This window comes from Aestuariibaculum sp. YM273, assembly GCF_030908365.1.
In the GTDB taxonomy this organism is placed as follows: Bacteria; Bacteroidota; Bacteroidia; order Flavobacteriales; family Flavobacteriaceae; genus Aestuariibaculum; species Aestuariibaculum marinum.
The window spans coordinates 3,124,495-3,143,026 of the sequence record NZ_CP133090.1 but is presented as its reverse complement, the minus strand read 5'-3'; the positions used below and the strand labels follow the sequence as shown (position 1 = coordinate 3,143,026).

The 18,532-nt window shown below is 35.1% G+C and carries 21 protein-coding genes; 5 read left to right on the top strand and 16 right to left on the bottom strand.

All coding sequences use genetic code 11. The annotated features are described in order from the left end of the window. Positions 1 to 196: 196 nt before the first annotated feature. The 3 genes from RBH94_RS13515 to RBH94_RS13505 all read right to left on the bottom strand — a co-directional run bounded on the left by RBH94_RS13515 (position 197) and on the right by RBH94_RS13505 (position 2,077). The gene (locus tag RBH94_RS13515; protein WP_307881380.1) at positions 197 to 901 is read right to left on the bottom strand and encodes a hypothetical protein; all 705 of its coding nucleotides are present in this window, start codon (positions 899 to 901) and stop codon (positions 197 to 199) included. 157 nt (positions 902 to 1,058) lie between these two features. Further along, positions 1,059 to 1,760, bottom strand: a complete 702-nt coding sequence (locus RBH94_RS13510; protein WP_307881379.1) for a permease prefix domain 1-containing protein — start codon at positions 1,758 to 1,760, stop codon at positions 1,059 to 1,061. Continuing rightward, on the bottom strand, positions 1,733 to 2,077 hold the full coding sequence (locus tag RBH94_RS13505) for a PadR family transcriptional regulator (RefSeq protein WP_307881378.1): 345 nt from the start codon (positions 2,075 to 2,077) through the stop codon (positions 1,733 to 1,735). Before RBH94_RS13505 ends, RBH94_RS13510 begins: the two co-directional genes overlap by 28 nt. A 417-nt stretch (positions 2,078 to 2,494) precedes the next feature. Here RBH94_RS13505 and RBH94_RS13500 point away from each other — a divergent pair, with 417 nt between their 5' ends. Further along, positions 2,495 to 3,133, top strand: a complete 639-nt coding sequence (locus tag RBH94_RS13500) for a DUF6266 family protein (protein ID WP_307881377.1) — start codon at positions 2,495 to 2,497, stop codon at positions 3,131 to 3,133. Between the two features lie 34 nt (positions 3,134 to 3,167). Here RBH94_RS13500 and RBH94_RS13495 read toward each other — a convergent pair whose 3' ends face one another. From RBH94_RS13495 to RBH94_RS13480, 4 genes are all read right to left on the bottom strand, one after another. Beyond that, the gene (locus RBH94_RS13495; protein WP_307881376.1) at positions 3,168 to 4,952 is read right to left on the bottom strand and encodes a prolipoprotein diacylglyceryl transferase; all 1,785 of its coding nucleotides are present in this window, start codon (positions 4,950 to 4,952) and stop codon (positions 3,168 to 3,170) included. A 215-nt stretch (positions 4,953 to 5,167) separates the two neighbouring features. Then, positions 5,168 to 5,797: a hypothetical protein gene (locus tag RBH94_RS13490; RefSeq protein WP_307881375.1), complete on the bottom strand. Its 630-nt coding sequence runs from the start codon at positions 5,795 to 5,797 to the stop codon at positions 5,168 to 5,170. Positions 5,798 to 5,921: 124 nt separating this feature from the next. Continuing rightward, on the bottom strand, positions 5,922 to 6,233 hold the full coding sequence (locus tag RBH94_RS13485; RefSeq protein ID WP_307881374.1) for a hypothetical protein: 312 nt from the start codon (positions 6,231 to 6,233) through the stop codon (positions 5,922 to 5,924). 33 nt (positions 6,234 to 6,266) lie between these two features. Further along, entirely contained in the window at positions 6,267 to 6,818 is a 552-nt protein-coding gene (locus RBH94_RS13480) for a DUF4251 domain-containing protein (protein WP_307881373.1), read from the bottom strand. Between the two features lie 114 nt (positions 6,819 to 6,932). Here RBH94_RS13480 and RBH94_RS13475 point away from each other — a divergent pair, with 114 nt between their 5' ends. Continuing rightward, the gene (locus RBH94_RS13475; protein ID WP_307881372.1) at positions 6,933 to 7,754 is read left to right on the top strand and encodes a DUF1853 family protein; all 822 of its coding nucleotides are present in this window, start codon (positions 6,933 to 6,935) and stop codon (positions 7,752 to 7,754) included. A gap of 39 nt (positions 7,755 to 7,793) precedes the next feature. Continuing rightward, a complete protein-coding gene (locus tag RBH94_RS13470) occupies positions 7,794 to 8,696 on the top strand; it encodes an EamA family transporter (RefSeq protein ID WP_307881371.1) in 903 nt (300 codons plus the stop codon). A 288-nt stretch (positions 8,697 to 8,984) separates the two neighbouring features. On the opposite strand, the gene RBH94_RS13465 is transcribed toward RBH94_RS13470, so the two are convergent. The 6 genes from RBH94_RS13465 to RBH94_RS13440 all read right to left on the bottom strand — a co-directional run bounded on the left by RBH94_RS13465 (position 8,985) and on the right by RBH94_RS13440 (position 14,880). Further along, positions 8,985 to 9,596 (bottom strand): Crp/Fnr family transcriptional regulator, encoded by a 612-nt coding sequence (locus RBH94_RS13465; RefSeq protein WP_307881370.1) that lies wholly within the window; start codon positions 9,594 to 9,596, stop codon positions 8,985 to 8,987. 191 nt (positions 9,597 to 9,787) lie between these two features. Further along, the gene (locus RBH94_RS13460; protein ID WP_307881369.1) at positions 9,788 to 10,834 is read right to left on the bottom strand and encodes a glycosyltransferase family 9 protein; all 1,047 of its coding nucleotides are present in this window, start codon (positions 10,832 to 10,834) and stop codon (positions 9,788 to 9,790) included. An 82-nt stretch (positions 10,835 to 10,916) separates the two neighbouring features. Further along, the gene (locus tag RBH94_RS13455; RefSeq protein ID WP_307881368.1) at positions 10,917 to 11,762 is read right to left on the bottom strand and encodes a DMT family transporter; all 846 of its coding nucleotides are present in this window, start codon (positions 11,760 to 11,762) and stop codon (positions 10,917 to 10,919) included. Continuing rightward, positions 11,752 to 12,666 carry an EamA family transporter gene (locus RBH94_RS13450; RefSeq protein ID WP_307881367.1) on the bottom strand — a complete coding sequence of 305 codons (915 nt, stop codon included), beginning with the start codon at positions 12,664 to 12,666 and terminating at the stop codon, positions 11,752 to 11,754. The genes RBH94_RS13455 and RBH94_RS13450 overlap by 11 nt, the downstream gene beginning before the upstream one ends. A gap of 27 nt (positions 12,667 to 12,693) precedes the next feature. After that, entirely contained in the window at positions 12,694 to 13,146 is a 453-nt protein-coding gene (locus RBH94_RS13445; protein ID WP_307881366.1) for a cold-shock protein, read from the bottom strand. Between the two features lie 171 nt (positions 13,147 to 13,317). Beyond that, entirely contained in the window at positions 13,318 to 14,880 is a 1,563-nt protein-coding gene (locus RBH94_RS13440) for a DEAD/DEAH box helicase (RefSeq protein ID WP_188222010.1), read from the bottom strand. Between the two features lie 172 nt (positions 14,881 to 15,052). Here RBH94_RS13440 and mgrA point away from each other — a divergent pair, with 172 nt between their 5' ends. Continuing rightward, positions 15,053 to 16,066: an L-glyceraldehyde 3-phosphate reductase gene (mgrA, locus tag RBH94_RS13435; protein WP_307881365.1), complete on the top strand. Its 1,014-nt coding sequence runs from the start codon at positions 15,053 to 15,055 to the stop codon at positions 16,064 to 16,066. 2 nt (positions 16,067 to 16,068) lie between these two features. Here mgrA and RBH94_RS13430 read toward each other — a convergent pair whose 3' ends face one another. Further along, entirely contained in the window at positions 16,069 to 16,746 is a 678-nt protein-coding gene (locus RBH94_RS13430) for a hypothetical protein (RefSeq protein ID WP_307881364.1), read from the bottom strand. 249 nt (positions 16,747 to 16,995) lie between these two features. Between RBH94_RS13430 and RBH94_RS13425 the strand changes: the two genes are divergently transcribed. Further along, the gene (locus RBH94_RS13425; protein ID WP_307881363.1) at positions 16,996 to 17,553 is read left to right on the top strand and encodes a biopolymer transporter ExbD; all 558 of its coding nucleotides are present in this window, start codon (positions 16,996 to 16,998) and stop codon (positions 17,551 to 17,553) included. A gap of 6 nt (positions 17,554 to 17,559) precedes the next feature. Here RBH94_RS13425 and RBH94_RS13420 read toward each other — a convergent pair whose 3' ends face one another. Both RBH94_RS13420 and RBH94_RS13415 read right to left on the bottom strand, forming a co-directional pair. Next, positions 17,560 to 17,961: a 3D domain-containing protein gene (locus RBH94_RS13420; protein WP_374047671.1), complete on the bottom strand. Its 402-nt coding sequence runs from the start codon at positions 17,959 to 17,961 to the stop codon at positions 17,560 to 17,562. 83 nt (positions 17,962 to 18,044) lie between these two features. Further along, positions 18,045 to 18,524, bottom strand: a complete 480-nt coding sequence (locus tag RBH94_RS13415) for an Hsp20/alpha crystallin family protein (protein WP_307881362.1) — start codon at positions 18,522 to 18,524, stop codon at positions 18,045 to 18,047. Between the last annotated feature and the right edge of the window lie 8 nt (positions 18,525 to 18,532).

Genomic DNA, 18,532 nt, shown 5'->3' with positions numbered 1-18,532 from the left:
AAACTATGTCCCTTTAACTTTGTAAACGATGTGCCTTTAACATACCCCCATTACACACAACGTTTGGTGTAAGGATAGTTGCGTGTGCAAGCAACTAACTTACTAAAAATGGAACGAGCCAGAGGAAAATCCGCGAGGATTTTCCGAGTAGGCAAGAACCAAGCAATTATTTTTACACGGTGTTAGGCACAGTATTTTAATATTTTTTCTTTTCTGATATTTTCAAATTTGTTAAAGAAATTAGATAATCGCAAGCGTTATAAAAATCCCCTTTACTCGGTGACCAAACACTTACAGCTCTATAATCTGATTGATTAACACCTTCCATAATCCATTCAGAACCATCAGTTCCAATTGAACTACGACCTAAATTCATATTCCAAAAGTCCGCTTTTTCCATAAGTTGCGTAAATTCAGTCCATTCTTTTTTAGTTAGTATTTTCAGTCGCTCAATTTCTATTTCTCCAGGTTCATATCCACCAGCACCATTCAGGACTTTCCAATAAAGAATAAACCTGTTATCTTTCTTTTCGAACCTAAAAGTTATTGGTTTGTCAAAAGTCCTCAACCAAGTAAATCTATAAATTTCTTTATCAATTTTTCTATTAAATAACAATGGTTCTTTCATTGCGTGAAGATGTTTTGAATACCAATTCACAACAAATTCGTCGTAAGTTCCTTCTTTAACTTTAGTTTTTATTTTGGTTCCAGTGTCCGTTTGAATCCAGTCCATTTCAACTTCAGGAAACATTTCTTTCGGGAAGTAAGGTTGTCCTAAATCAGTCGGAACATTTAGGCTGTCAACTTTGATTGTAGAGTCAACAAATATGTCAATCGATTGACTAAATCCGATTTGATTCAGAAATAAGGTCAAAATTCCAATTGATAATAGTTGTCTCAAAGTTTTGGTCATATTGTGCCTAACGTGTTTGTGTAAGCGTCAGTAACGGGAAAGTGTGTCAGTACTTTCCGTTGACGCAACCAAGTTAAAAAAAGGCGAGAATTTTCGGTAGAAAATTCCGCCGTTATTGAGCTTACACGGTGTTGTAACCAGTACTTTATTTTGTATATCGTAATTTATTGTGTTTTTTATTCTTCCAAAATAAAATTAGGGATGTTGCTAATAAAATAAATCCACTTAATATTTTATAGACAGCAAAATTGGTTTCCATTGTATAAAAATCAGCGATTGGATTTCCAATTTTAGAAATATCTATCCCAGGAAGTGGTACTTGAGCACTTAACCTAAATGATATTAAAGAAGATACAAATATTAATATGACTAATGTGTATATATTACTTAATTTGTTGAATAAAGATTTCCCATTTTTTAATTTAAAATATATTATGCTAAAGAAAGAAATTAAAGAAACAACAAGTAACATTACAGAAACAAGGTTATAGGTACTATAATCCATATTCAAAAGTAGAATTGTAGCTAAAAATAATTTGCTTAAAACTATAAATGCAATATACATTAGAGCGCCTTTTAAATAAGGTATTGTCGAATTTATAATTGAGAAATTATTATTAATCTTGTTATATTCTAAACTAATGTCATCAATTCTCCCAATTCTTTTTCTTGCAATAAGGAACGACTCTTCTTTGTTTAACCCTTTAGATTCTAAATCATTAATTAAATCTAATAAGTGGCTTTCCAACTCGTCCATATTGTCTGTGGTTATATTAGCTTTTTTAGACAATTCTGATTTCCAAATTTCTATGCTATTTGTTAAGTTAAACTCGGTTCTATTTTCCATAATTTTGATATAATTTGATTGATAATTGTCCAATTTTCTTTTTCCGATATAAGTTCTTTTTTTCCTTTAGTACTTATTTTGTAGTATTTTCTTTTTTTCCCAGATTCTCCAATTTTCCAATAGGATTCAATTAGCTCTTTTTTTTCTAATTTGTGTAAAACTGGATATAATGTTCCATCTCCATATTCTATTTTTCCATTAGATATTTCTTTTACGCTTTGAATTATTTCATAACCATAAGATTCGTTCTTTGAAAGTATTGATAAAATAATAGGTATGGTAGAAGCTCCAATTAATTCTTTTGATAGTTTTTCCATATAAAATGTTCTTAATTAAAAACAAATATACATAGAAGTTCGATGTATAAAAATAAAAAAGTAATTTTTTTCAGTATTGGTTACAACATGCGTATAAACACACTGGTGTGTTTATTTTTATTATATATACACCCAAATATACATAAATACCTACAAGAAATTGCCTTTATTTAAGAAAATACACATTTAATTGAAACGCCTGTTTTAGGGGTTTCCTTCGAGTCATGTTCGATATTCCTTCGGGAATCCTTCGGTAAAACCCTTATTTTACGAAGAAAACCCGAGGAATTCCCGAAGGAAACACGAACCAAACCCTTACAATTCAATATAATCATATTTAAAATCTTACAATAAAATTGAATTAGTCAGTTTTTTCTTTGTATATTTAATTATTGTAACCCCTTAATAATCAAAATCATGGCGACATACCAACAAGGTGTTTTAGGCGATTTCTCGGGAAAAGTAGGGACTGTAATTGGCAGTCGCTGGCGCGGTAAAGCAGTGTTACGATCGCTACCCAACAAATCGCATAAACCACCAACACCAGCCCAACAAAAGCAACGCAATAGATTTAAATGTATCCACGGCTTTTTAACACCCATTAAAGACCTTTTAAACGAGACCTTTGGAGCACCTGTAAAGAGTAAATCGCGATACAATCTGGCGTTTTCGTATCACTTAAAAGAAGCTACCATTTTTAATGGTGTGGACTTTATAATACAGTATAACAAAGTATTAATAAGCATGGGACCGTTACGTGGTTTAGAGGATGTAGTTGTTGAAACACAGGAAAACCAACCCTTAACGTTACAGTGGACAGATAACAGTAATCAAGGCATGGCTTATGCAGACGATAGGCTTTTGGTGGTCGCTTATGCTCCGGCTATAAAACAGTTTGCTTGTTTTACACCCACAGTGCAACGTAGCGATACGGCCTACCTCTTAAATTTCGAGCCTGTATTTCAAGGTCTGGAAGTGCAACTATGGGCAGGCTTTTCAAACCCCAAAAAAGCATTAAGTGCTACCAGTTGTTATTTGGGGCCTTATACAGTTTAAAACGAATGCGGTGTATGTTTTGCATCGGTATATCTTATTTCGATTTATGTCCGAATCTGTAATTTAAAGAAAATACCACTTTACCACTGGTGTTATCATCAAAAGGTAAGTAATAATCTTCTTCAAAGATATACATGATATTGATGCCAAATTGTTCGGTTATTAATGCTTCGGCTGAAATATAACCGGTATCTAAATTTAATATATGTCCATAGCGTAAACTATAATTATCACTTAAACCAAATCCAGAACCAATACTTACTCTGGAGTATAATGTTGGAAATGCCGATGGATACATAAACCCGTAATTATAATCGATATCAAAATACTTTTTAGGGCCCAGACGCACATAAAACTCAGGTAAAATATTATAGGTTTTTTCAGCATCTTCTATATTGTTTTCATCTATAGTTTCATCTTTATTAACTCGCAAATTACCCACTTGAAAACCAGCCCCTCCACCAAGCCATTTGCCATCCACTTTAAAATAAGGATTTACACCAAAAATAAAGTCAGATTCACTGGTATTTGCAGAGAGATTCGTGCTTTTAATGGTTCCTGCTGAAAGATTAGCGCCATAGGTAATTCTACTTTTTTCTTTTTCTGTGATAAAGGAATAACCGCCGCCAACAACACTGTAGGTTTGTTTAAAATACTGGCTGTCGTAAGTGGTGCCGCACTCCCCTTCCTGTGGATTGTATTGCACTTCATTTGCAAAATCGCCAAAAGAGCCACCAAAATCAATTCGGTGATATTGTTTTACTACGGGCTTTTGTGTGGGAATGGTTTGTGCAAACACATAAACAGGCATCACGAGTGCCAAGCTGGTTACCCAACGATACCGTTTTAAACGGTTATCGGTAAATAAGTAATACCCTGAAAGCACAATAGCAGGAAGAAACTTAATCCAAATCACTGCAATTTCGTAGCTAGACAACAAGCCTTTAAACGTATAAAGCCCAAGCGATATAAGTATGATATACATAAAATCGGCATGAAGAAAGGGTGAGTTTTGTCGTCCCTTAATCAATTCTATGTTTAAATACCTTTCATAAATTAATAATATCACTGAAGCCAATACTCCATACAGAAGCATACTCCAATGGTACCAGCGTAATCCGTAATAATACACATCGTTAAATTGGGAGCCGCTTGGATCTCTGAAAAACTCAATCCCAAAGCGCATAAAAAAGAATAGCACTAGGCTCGATACTATAGCACTAAAATTTTTACGCCAATACTTATGGGTTTTATAAACTATAAACCCAACCACAAACAAAATAAGGCTTTCGTACAATTGTACAGGGTGCACAGAAAGCGTGGTCGCCATATCTGAAGGGATTAGTCCCGCAGACCACTGATTGAAATGGGCATGGGTCCCCACAGGATAGCGAACCGCCCAAAAGGCATTACTGGGTACACCATAGCAGCAACCATTAAACAAACAGCCAAATTTTATAATTCCCAAGGCTATGGGCCCCAACCAGGCATATAAATCCAGCATAGGCCGATTAAACCCGAAAACGCGCTGAGAGATTACTAAACCAACTAAACCAAACAACAAGCCTCCTACGGCCGATCGGTTATTAAGTTCATTGGCTGGCGACTGTATAACGCTTAACCAGTGGTCTATTGGGATGGTAAACAACCTTGACCCTAAAACCGTAAACAACGAAATGGTGGTTAGCATAAGTAATACCGAACGCAAATGGTATTTGCGTTGAACACTTTTATAAAGCACCATGGCGTAAATAAAAACAAAAGCTAAAAGATAAAACAGCTTGAAGTAAAACCGGGGATTCTCGATAGTAATGTCCATACTTAACGGGTTTTATTAAATAGGCCATTTAAATACCTCGAATATTTAAATTGAAACGTTGGATGGTAGTTGGTTAAAGCCAGCTATTAAATTTAATAAATTATACGCATATAATCCTCTGAAAAACTTAAAATAACACCCTGTTTATGATGTTTTAAGTAAAAAAACAGGCACCCCAAGGGTGCCTGTTTGAAATTCGATTAACAGAGTAAAAATTATTGAGCTAAAATATCGACACCTTTCTTTAAGGTAATGTCTTTGTTTGCTATAAGCATACCGTCTTTCATTTCTAAACGTAGCATACTTTTAACCGCTTCGGCTCTACAGGATAAGGTTAATTCCGGGATTAACGGATCGTCATTAAAGAAAAACGATGATAATCCTTGTTCTGGTTGCCCAGGCACTTTAACAATCCTGTGAATTTGTTTTAGCTCTTTTGCTCCTAAATATTTACCTGGCATGAAGGTATAAAACGTATATTTTCCATCGGCATCGGTTTTAATCCAGCCACGGTGGTGTACATAACGTTTACGGTTACTATCGCGTTTCATTTTATAGTCGCCGTTTTCATCAGGTTGAAAAATAAATAAAACCACGTCTTTAGCAGGTGTTACACCATCACTTTCGTAGATGGTTCCGGAGATTTTTAATTTGTTTGGCTTTTCAGCAAAATCCGGAATGGTATCGGTGTTATTCAGTTGGTGATCCGATAATAAATATATAGGGCTTGATTTTTTGTATTGAGGAGGTACATCATCTAAAATACTGGCGGTCTCCTGAGCGTAACTCCACATGCCAGTTAATAACATACATACAATGCTTAATAAAGAATAAAGGGCTTTCATAGTAAGGCTTAAAAATTTAATCTGATTAAAATTAAAACATTAAGCCTACGACTAATAAAATATTATACGAACGCTGTATTTAACCGATAAACTACAAAAACACGACTTTTTTGCATCCATAAATCTACTGTAAAACCATCATTGCAGATAATATAACGAACAGGGTTATTGGAAATAAAACACCAAGCGCAACCCACCAGCTGGATTGAATATGTTTAAAAAGATTGCTTTTGTTTACAATAACAAACCCGATTTCTGATGCAAGAAATAATATAAAAATCCAGAAATAGAAATACACAAAAAACAGCATACTTATATATTTTATGCTTGAATTGGGTATGAAAATACCTGTAGCAAATAGCAATACGCCTACTAAATTCACATAACGAATGAATCGGGTTAACGGATAATCATCTGAAACAGTCGATTCCTTCATTACATCAATGCATCTAACATGATAATTAAGATCTTACTCCTCTTCTTTTTTAGCACTTACTTCTCCTGTATATTGTATGGTTGTTCTGGTGTTTCCGTTTAAGGTCATAGAACTTTTGTTATTCGGGAATAAATCAATAATTACAGAGAAGCCTTCGTTTTTACTTTTCGCATCAAATTTGATGGTAAACCCACTGTGTTTGTTTTCTTTAACTTCGTAGTCTTCCACTAGGCCTTTAAACTCAATAGCACTATCGGTACCACCATACTGGCCTCCCATTCGTCTTTCGCCAAAATATGGTAAATATGATGTCACGCTATCGCCTTCCACCTTTAAAAAGTTAGAATTGCCAATTAAATTCACCCCTCCTGCACCGCTACCCGGACGCATAAGTGGTGAATTGAGCACCTGCGACATCGCTGCGGTTACTTGTGGGTACGCCCAATCGGATTCAATATAAAACGACTTGCTATCTACCAGCTTTTTTAAAGCCTGGATTTCTTCAGGGGTCGCGACAGATTGTGTGCTACCACAGGAAAAGATGGTTAATATAAACAGGCTAAGAAGGAATGTAAGAGCTTTCATAATGTGTTGTCTAAATATTTGATAACCTAAATTACAAAAAAAAAGGAATTTTCCCTAATAGGTTTAGTCAACCATTGACTTGGCTCTAAGGTGGATTTGAATTACTTTAGCAACATGCCACATTTTAAAGACAAAGAGATTCAATTACAATACGAAGGCTATGTAAACACACCTTTACTTTGGCAGCATCAAGATGTGTACGGTTTACAACAACTGGACATCCCCTCACATGACATCTCTAACTTTAACCAGTCAGTACCAGAGGGCTTACGCCTAGGAAAACGTGTGGAGCGCTTTGTGAGTCATGAACTATCGCAGGATGAGCACACAACCATTTTAGTTGAAAATATACAAATACAAAAAGATAAACGCACGTTAGGTGAACTGGACGCACTGTTGCTGTATAACAACCAACCGATACACCTGGAAATAGTATATAAATTTTATTTATATGATGCTCATGTTGGGAATACCGAACTTGACCATTGGATTGGTCCAAACCGAAAAGATACTTTAGTTAAAAAGCTGGATAAACTTAAAAATAAGCAGTTGCCTTTGCTTTTTAACCCGCATACACAGACCTTGTTACAAGATTTAAATTTAGATATTAAAAACCTGCAACAGCTTGTTTTGTTTAAGGCTCAACTTTTTACGCCATATAATGATGCCAACATATCGTTTGAACTTCTGAATAAAACCTGCATTAAAGGGTTTTATATATCGTTTAAACACCTTAAAGTTTTTGATAACAATAAATTTTATATACCAAACAAAATCAATTGGTTATCAGAAATACAAACACAAAGTAACTGGCTTCCATATGACAAGTTTTATGAGGCTGTGAATCCTTATATTTTAAACAAAACATCGCCATTATGCTGGGTGAAGTTTCCTAACGGAATTGTTCAAAAGTTTTTTGTGGTTTGGTGGGAGTAATTCCCTTGTAAAATACCCTAAAATATTACCTTTGCGGCCATGTGGATGTATCTAGGGCTGCTTGCAGCATTATTTTTGGGCTTACATAATTTATGTAAAAAACATGCCGTGCAAGGCAATGAAGTGTTTCCGGTACTTTTTGGTACTATTTTAGCTGGGTTTTTATTGTTATTACCTTGGTTTGTTTTATCTAAAATCAACCCGAGTTTAGCAAAAGATATTGGCTTATACATTACCGATATTCCTTTATCTAAGCATGGCTTTATTTTTATTAAGTCGGCTATTATGGCGGCGTCCTGGATTTTAGCCTATCAGGCCTTAAAACACTTACCGATTACCATTGTAACCCCTATTCGCTCTGCGGGTCCGTTTTTTACGTTTATCGGGGCTATTTTAATTTATAAAGAAGCCCCAACTATGCCGCAATGGCTAGGGTTTTTCTTAATTATCTTTTCGGTGTTTTTATATTCGAAAATCGGAAAAAAAGAAGGAATTCATTTTAAAAGCAACAAATGGATTTTTGCTATTATAGGGGCTACATTCCTAGGCTCTTCAGCAGGCCTATACGATAAATTCTTAATTCAAAACTTAAGCTTAGAACCTCAAACATTGCAGTTTTGGTTCTGTTTATATACCACATTAATTTTACTGGTAGTACTATCGGTTACGTTTTTCCCGAACGCAGAAAAGCGCAAGGCGTTTAAATTCCGATGGACTATTCCTGCGGTGGGGATTTTGCTTCAGATGGCCGATTACTTTTCGTTTAAAGCCCTACAGGATCCTGATGCTTTAATCATGTTGCTATCCGCCATAAAACGTAGTCAGATTTTAATTGCCGTTGTTATTGGAGGACTAATTTTTAAAGAGCAAAACAAACGCAAAAAACTTGTTCCGCTTCTAGGTATTATGGTTGGGGTTGCCTTAATACTCTATTCAAATTAATTATTCCAAACAGTAACTAATGCCCTATTGACTGATGCTTTTTCGGTTATGCCTTTGACCAATGTGATAACCTATACCTATGCCTAATCCGAAGGTAACAACAAGTATGGTTGATGAAGTGATAACTAAAGATACCATAATAAAAAAAATAAAAATTAGTAGGTTAAGTCTTTTGTCTAATAGCAAACAAAAGGGTTGTAGATATTAGCAATTTACCCTACAATAGTATTATGTTTTCGTTAAATATGACAGAAAACTTCGCGTTAAAACAGATTGTCTTGATATATATCAAGATTCCATTTCGTTAGCAAAATCAACCTCATTCGCCTTTAAGATCCGACTGAATGTTTCGGGTCTCATACTTAGCATATTAGCTAAGAACTTGTGAGGTGCGCGATTTAAAAGAAAGGTATTACCATTAGATACAAAATGATCGAAGCGACCTTTAGCTGATGGAATACGTGATAAGAGGGTGCGGTTTTCAGCGTGTATATAATATTCAATAAGCAGAATATTAAAAATTCGTACCATTTCAGGAAACTTACTCAAGGCCGTTTGGAAATCGTCATAGCTTAAATATTCAACATAGGTATCTTCTATAGCTTGCATATTTTCTGATGCCGGTATGTGCTTGAAAAAGCCGGTTATAGAGGTTACCAGTTCGTTATCGGTGCTAAGCCATGTGGTTATTTCATTATCTTCAATGTTATGAAAACCCCTAATCATGCCTTTTTTAATGAAATACAATTTATCACACAACGTGCCACTTTCGTTTAAAATGCTTCCCTTTTTGTACAAAGCATGCTTAACCTGCTGCTGATAAAAGGATTTAAACTCATTAGATAAAGGACATATTTTTTCTAAAAAATATAGAGAGAAAGATATTTTTTTGCCATTCATAGTTCAAGGATCTACTTCGAAACTAAATGTAAACAAAACTCAGTAATAATCAAGCCTAATCAGGAAATCTATAGTGATTTTAAATTAGCTTGACATGTGACTTAATTCCAACTTAAGTAAAAGCTCATAAAAAAAAAAGCTCCAGATGACAATCACACTGGAGCTATATACTTGTTTTACAGGCTTATGTTTTATTCAAGAATTTTACGAATACTTTGTATCCAGTCTTCAATAGTGGTTTTGTTGGTGTTAATAGCGATATTGCCATTACCATACGGACCGTATTTATGCTCATCGGTTACTGAAAAGAAGCCAACTGTAGGGGTTTCTGAAGCTACTGCCAGATGCATTACGCCATTATCTGCGGCAATAAAAATAGCTGTGTTATTCAACACGCCACCCATCTCTCGAATGTCTTTACTGTAAAAGTTAGGTGCTTTAAAGTTAATACGGGAAATGTTTTCTATAGGTAACATTTCAATAATATTGAACTCTGGAAACTCCTGTAACAAACGCTGGTACAACGTCTCCCACCATTCATGAGAATAACATTTATCCCCAGTAGCATTGGTATAAATACAAATAGAGGGTTTATCGTTTTTGCTAATACCGTCTAAAATAGATTTGCCTTTACTAATTTCTTCGTTGTTTAAGCGAATGTTTAAAGTAGGCAGCTCACGCTCATTTAGGTCAACCCCAAGATGTTTTAAATAATAGCGTAAATTATAAATCGGGTATTTTGAGATATGTTTATGATCGGGGTGCAATGTTTGAATCTCTTTATTCACATCACCAAATACTTTAAACTTTGCCCGAGATAGTTGAGTTAATAAGCGTCCTGAAGAGGAGTCTTTATCGCCATTAATTACTAAATCGTAAGATTTGTTTTTTATAGACACCCAACTCTTCGCGTATTTATATAAGTTATTGAAGGGTTTACGTGGTAACTGAATGATTTTATGGACTTCAGGATAATTCTCGAATACGGGAAATGCCACACCGCCTTTAACAAACAAATCGATCTCACAATTAGGAAATGTTTCAATAACCTCCTGAACAATTGGAGTTAACAACAACTGGTTTCCTAATCTATGATTCGGCCTTATAATTAACACCCGTTTGATGTCTTCGGGCTTCAATGAACCGTATTCAGGCTCTTTATAAGAGCTTCCTACATTTTTAGTAATGCTGTGCATTACTTTTCTTCGAACGTTATTGACTGCTGTTTTAAATGACATGTGCTACCCTGATTTTATGTAAAGGCGAACAAAAGTACCAATTTGATTAGTTAAGAACAAGAATTAACCCTGTATTGCTCTGCTATTTAATGTATTTAGATTTGTACCAGACATTTAGCACCAACCCACCTATAATTAATGCAATACCCAGTAGATTCCAAATCGTATAGACCTCCTGAAAGACCATCACACCAATAGCCGCTGTAAAAACAACCTCTATATATTTTAAAGGGGCCACAATATTTGTAGAAGCCGCCTGAAACGCTTTGGTCATGTATATTTGACCAACGTAACCAAACACCCCTAAAGAGAACAGGAAAGGCCATTCTGAAGCCTTAGGTGTTACCCAATTACCAATTGAAAGTACACCACCTAAAACAGTAGCGGTAACCATAAAGTAATTGACAATAACCGCCGGATGCTCCCGCTTACCTATTTTACTGATTATGATATACACCAAACCACTTAAAACAGCCGCAATAAGCACCAGTATTAATCCATAACTGTTAATATGTTTATCTAAACCTTTTAAGACGATTACCCCAATAAATGAAATAACAAAAAACAGCCATTGCAAGGGTTTTACTCTCTCACGAAGTAAAAATACCGCCATTATAGCTGCAAAAATAGGTGCCGTATACCGTAAAGACACCGCTGTCCCAATTGATAAATACTTCACCGACATAAAAAACAATAACATAGAAGACGCCCCCACTACAGAGCGCGCAATAAGCAGTGTATTATGTTTTCCGATGATGGGAATTTTGTTTTTTAAAAGAAAACCGAAAGTAAAAAATAAGGATCCAAGAGATCTAAAAAATACAATCTGATAGCTATTAACGTCTTTCAGGTACTTTACTGTGGCATTCATACATGCGAAGCCCAGCGTACTAAAAAACATGTATTTTAAAGCTTTTTTAACGTCCAAAAGGTCTGAGTTTAATTTTTCGTTTGGTAGTGATAAAATACACACCGGTTAATAATATCGTAGCAGCGATTATGGTTTGAAAGCTAATGGGTTCGTTTAGAACAAACCAACCTAAAAAAATAGCGATAACAGGATTCACATACGCCGAAGTAGACACCTTTTCTGGTGATACCACTTTAAGTAAATAATTAAAGGATGTAAATGCTACAACACTTCCGAAGACCGCTAAAAGCACCATGGCTAAAGTCACTTGAGAGCTCCATTTATCTGGCGCGACCCAGGTTTCACCTAAAATAACGCTGGTTATTGCTAACATAACCCCTGAGGCAATCATCTGGTAAGCTGTACTGACAAAGTAATTACTTGGTAAATCGGCTTTAGACACAAATATACTGCCGTAACTCCAACTTAATACACAAGTTAAAATCATAAACATACCTAACAAGGTTCCTTCTTGCGTTACCAGCTCTTGTTGGCTTACCAAAATATACATTCCAACAATTCCTAAGGCGACACCAATAATAGAATTGGTCTGCATTTTTTTTCCGTCTATAAGCTTTAAAAGTAATAAAATAAATAAGGGTTGTGTTGAAGCTTCCAGAGCTCCAAAACCACTATCAACATACTTTAAAGCCCAAACAAACACGCCATTACCATAAACCAGAAATAAAAACCCGGTTATGATGGAGTTGATAAGTTGTCTTCTTGTTATTGATAAGGACAACCTCATTGCTTTAGAAATGGCAAAGATGATTATTCCTGCTAAAGTAAAACGGAAGGACGCTAAAAAAAAAGGTGGTAATTCGGAAACGGCTATTTTATTTAACAGGTAGGTAGAGCCCCAAATCACATAGATAGCAAAAAATGCCAATACAATTAAAACAGTTTTACGAGGTATACTCATAAATACACAATTAGTTCTTATTGCAAATTATATTTTTTTAACTCTTACAGCGTTCATGCCTTTAGGTCCGCGTTCCAGCTCGTAAGTTACCTTGTCATTTTCAGAAACAGGCTCAAGTAAACCACTAACGTGAACGAAATATTTTTCCTGATTAATACTGTCTAAAATAAATCCGAAACCCTTAGAGGTATCAAAAAATGATACTTTACCTTCTTTAGCAGCCGGCTCTTCCTCTTCGCGTTCTTCCTTCTTTGGAATCCCCACTTCAATACTTTCCAGGTCTATCTGTTCTTTTAGTTGTGGATCCGGTGGCGTATCAGTTAAATTGCCGTTATGATCTACATAGGCGAACTGAATTCCTTTAGGATTTTCCTTCGCTTCGGTCTTACGTGCTTCTTTCTTCTTCTGCTTTTCCTCGCGCTTTTTTAAACGTTTCTTTTCTTTTTCAATTTTGTTATAAGTAACCTGAGATTTTGCCATAGATAATTCATTTTCGATTAATACTGAATGTTACAGTGAATTTTTATGAAAAACCTAAACCAAGACCTTTGAAAAAAAATGGAAAAATTAAATAAAAATTGCCTAACACACTTATATGGCGTAAAGGTACATTTATTTTTTTTTCGTTTTAATAATTATTGTAAGATATATTTAATCTTCCGGAGGATACCCATGAATATCTTCAAACACTTCGTCAAAGTTCTGACGTAAGTATGAGTTCAATTTCTTGCGATAATCGTCTTTTAACCACTCTACAAAATTGTAAGTACTTTTACTAATACACTTCGTATAGCGTTGTATTCTGAAATCGATATCATCGCCTAACATCTTAGCTAAACCTATTGCATCGTAAACATCTTCACTGTTTTCAATACAAATTCTGGCATGTTGCTCTATAGAACGTTCTAAGACCACTTTTGAAGACTCTCCACTTCTAATTGAGTCGACATACGTTTTTTGAATATCGAAATACACCTCTTTACTATTCCCAAACTCCTTACGTAATTCGTCTGGCATTTCGTAACGGAAGTTGCTTTCTAACTCTTCATCACTAATAATAGAATCCAGGTAATAGTTAGGTGATTTAAAGATGCGTTGCCAATCTAAATTATCACCCCATGGCCCGAAACGGTAAAAGTTATTACCTAAGTCTATAACCGTAAATTTATTCTTATTCTTAAATATACGAGAACCACGACCAATCATCTGGTAGTACAAGGTCAACGATTTTGTTGCTCGGTTAAGAATGATACTCTCCACTGATGGCTCATCAAATCCAGTCGTTAAGATACTCACCGATGTTAAAATCGCATCCGGTGTATTTTTAAACCACTTTAAGATTTGAGCACGCTCCTTTTTAGTATTGGTATTATCTAAATGCGCAATGGGATACCCCGCTCTTCTAAACGTATCGTAAACGTGTAAAGACGTGTTAATACCATTGTTAAAGATTAAGGTCTTCTTCCCTTTTGAACGCTCTTCGTAAGCCTGAAGTAATTTCGACAACATGTCATCTGCCGTATACAGATCTTCTGAAGATTTCACGGTATAATCACCATTAGCACCTACGACTAACGAGGTTAACCCCACGTTATACGTGTACATATCAGCACGTGCCAGGAATCCGTTTTCAATAAGCGACTCAATACTTTCTCCAACAATTAACTCATCGTAATTATCGGTCATTGGTAATTCAATACTTGAACTTAAAGGTGTAGCCGTAACCCCAAGAATAAATGACTGACTAAAGAATTTAAACAACTTCGTGAATGAGTTGTAATGCGCTTCATCGATAATCACTAAACCAATATCTGATATATCAAGTTTGTTATCATTTAAACGGTTGTTTAAAGTTTCAACCATGGCTACAAAACAGCTGTAGTTGGCCTGGTCGCTTAAGTCTGCCTTACTATCAACCACTTTATTCTCTACAGCAAACTCTGTAAGCATTCTGGATGTTTGCTTGCACAGCTCAATACGGTGTGTCATGATTAACACCTTCTTGTTGTGGTTTTTTAAATATTGTCTTACGATTTCAGAAAAAATAACCGTTTTACCACCACCGGTAGGCAACTGGTATAACAAGTGGTAATCGTCACGTGATTCATCAAAAGCCTGAAAAATTTTACTGATGGCTCCTTTTTGATAACTATATAAGTCCTTCCCTGCTTTACGCTCTTCTTGTTCTAATTCTGCTTTCGATGTAATAGACATGTATTTAACTTTTAGGCGTGCAAAAATAACACCTTTGCAGGGTTTATGACGAATAAATGGTATAAAAATTTCGAAGTTTTTATTTATTCTAATCTTCAATAAGATAGATTTAAACTGTAATAATTTTGAAAAGAAATTTATCTTTACAAACCAATTAAACAAGTACATATTTATGCAAATCAACGACAAAAGCCAAATAAAAGCGTATTACGCCAACGAACAACGCTATAATACCATGACTTATAATCGCTCAGGTAAAAGCGGTGTATTACTACCGGCATTATCTTTAGGCTTATGGCATAATTTCGGATTTGTAGATAGTATTCAAAACGGGCGAGATATTTTAAGAACCGCATTCGATTTAGGCATCACGCACTTCGATTTAGCGAACAATTATGGACCGCCATATGGATCGGCTGAAGAAAACTTCGGTGTCATTTTTAAAAAAGATTTTAAATCCTATCGTGATGAACTTTTTATAGCTTCTAAGGCAGGGTACGATATGTGGCCGGGACCTTATGGTAACTGGGGCTCAAGAAAATATTTAATTTCAAGTTTAGACCAGAGTTTAAAACGTATGAATCTGGACTATGTCGATATTTTTTATCATCACAGACCTGATCCTGAAACCCCGTTAGAAGAAACCATGGGCGCATTGGCTGATATCGTCCGACAAGGAAAAGCCTTGTATGTGGGTATTTCTAATTATCAACCCAAAGAAACTGCCGAAGCAGCGAAACTACTTAAAGATTTGAATGTGCCGTTTATTTTGCATCAGGCGCGTTATTCGATGTTTGACCGTTGGGTTGAAGAAAACTTATTAGATACATTAGAGGATAATGGTGTTGGATGCATAGCCTTTTCGCCTTTAGCTCAAGGCATGCTTACCGATAAATATTTAAAAGGTATTCCCGAAGGCTCCCGGGCATCAAAAAGTTTAACTTATTTAGACACCGATTCGGTAAATAAAAACATTGAAAAAATACAGGCCTTAAATACTATCGCAGCGTCTAGAAACCAAAAGCTTTCTCAAATGGCTATTGCATGGATTTTACGTCAGCCACAAGTGGCCTCTGTTTTAATCGGTGCAAGTTCTTCGAATCAATTAAAAGAAAATGTAAAAGCACTAAACAATTTAAGCTTTAGCAAAGAAGAACTTGAAGCTATAGAACGAATTATAAAATAGTATTATTCCTTTACAATAATGATACTGGCTTTAACACCTGTGGCAAGGTTCCATCGGTTGCCTGAAATTAAGTTTTCCTGATCATCTACCACTCTAAATTCAGCGGTGTTAGGGCCAGATTGCCCTTGATTTAAAGCTACAAAGTCTATTTTGTTTAATCCAGGTCTTAAATCAATTTTAACCCCCTGATATCCGCCATTTAAATACACTCTGGCTTTGATAACATCGTCGTTGACACGAACCTGAATAATATCGCCATCAACAGCGCCATGATCACGATATACGACGTTAACAAATTTGGCATTGCTTTTAAAATCCCCAAAATACTGATCAGTTTTACTTCCATTTAACTGTTCTACTTCCTCTGGCGATAGTTTTAAATCGGCTATATTTTTATCGATTTGCTTTTTATATAACTCTCCCGGGTTTCCAAATTCCTCTTCGTATAATGAAAATGACTTTTTAGGGGTGTTTAATCCGGTAGCAGAAATATCAGGAACATCTAATTTCCCAAACACCACAGGGTCTTCTTTCTTTTCAGCAGGCAATATGGTTTTAGACTCGGTTTCCTTTTTAGTCTCAACCGCAGGAATAGCTACAGACGTTTTTCTGTTATCTAATTGCCCGTATGCAGATAACGATATAGAAAATATGATAATATATAACGAAACTAACTTCATTGTCAATTTAAAATTTGGGTTCGCCTAAACGTATCGGTTTATATTTCATTCAAATATATTTCTTAAAATTTAAACCACCTCGTTGTTCATGGTATTTTGCATTGATTTAACAAAAATCGTTCCTATTTTATCAATAAAACAGGAAATACTTAATTAAAATTCGCATTAATAGGTCAACGTGTTCATTCTCTTTTAATTATGGTATTGTTTTTGTGAGGTAATTAACACATAACCTCTAAACATATTCTTATGCGACTTTCAAAACAACACCCAGAAGTCAATGCTGGTTCTATGGCAGACATTGCATTTTTACTGCTTATTTTCTTTCTGGTAACCGCGACGATCTCCTCGGATGAAGGTATTAACCGAAAACTTCCAGCCGAATGTCCGCCGGGTACAGACTGTGAAACCATGATTCCTGAACGCAACTTATTTCGAATTTCAATCAATAACAAAGATGAAATAATGGTTGAAAACGAAATTATTGATTTAGACGAGCTCAAAGCGTTAACAAAACTGTTTATTAATAATAACGGTGATGGATCTTGTGCGTATTGCACTGGTGTTAAAAACCCTGAAGGGTCTGATAACCCATCAAAAGCTGTGATTTCACTATTAACACACCCACAAGCTACATATAATCGCTTTATTCAAGTACAAGACAGACTTACTGCTGCTTATTACGAACTAAGAAACGATTATTGTTTAAATGTTTTAAACAAACCTGCCACCGAGTTAACATCAGAAGAATTAAAACAGGTTAAAGAAGCTTATCCGTTTATTATTTCGGAAGCTGAAACAAAATAAAATACGCTATTCATCTATAAGCTCGCCATAAGCTATGGTAATGGTTCGCCTCCCCCAAGCTTTGGCAGCTTTTACATCAACTCCCATGTAGATGTCTATTTTGTTTTGCCAGCGAGCCGGCATTTTATCTTTTACATAATATATTCCTTCAAGCCCTTTTATTTTTACCGGTGTATTGTATTTAAGTCCTTTTTTATACAAATCATTTGAAACAGCAATAACTTTTAAACCTGGTTTTAAACTGTCTCCAAAAGCTGTAATTTGAGGTCTTGAATTGGTTTGTGATTGCAAAGAATTATAAGCTGTTGCTGTTACCTTTAAATCATGCCAGACATAATTATCCTGCATGTCATAAGATATTAAAGGATGACTTAACAAAAAAGCTACAGTTATTACAATCGTTTTCAATTCAGTGAGGTTTTCTTAAATATACGATAATTTGATTTGTTCTGGATTATAAAAAAAAAGAGGACTAACGCCCTCTTCTCTTTCTATGATACATCAATTTTCTTAATGGACTTGGTTTTGTCTTTTTCCATTTTTGGCAAATGGATATTTAAAATACCTTCATTATACTCGGCTTTAATCCTTTCGATATCTACAGTTTTAGGAATGGTAAATGTTCGTTTGAACGAAGAATAACCAAACTCTCTTCGTGTATACTGCTCAGATTCTTCTTTATGCTCTGTTTCAGTAGCTGCACTTATAGAGAGCACATTGTTGTCAATGTCAATATTAAAATCTGATTTTTTAAGTCCTGGCACAGCCATTTCTATGGTGTATTTATTTTCAGAATTCATGATGTTTACAGCAGGTGATGAAATTCCTGTATTAAAATTAGACATGAAATCTGTACTAAATCTATGATCCAATATTTCATCGAACCAAGATGTTAAATTTGGTAACAAATTAAAGTTAGAGTCTGAAATTTTATTACCGTTTCTGTTAGTTGTTGGAATTAAAGTACTCATAACTATTG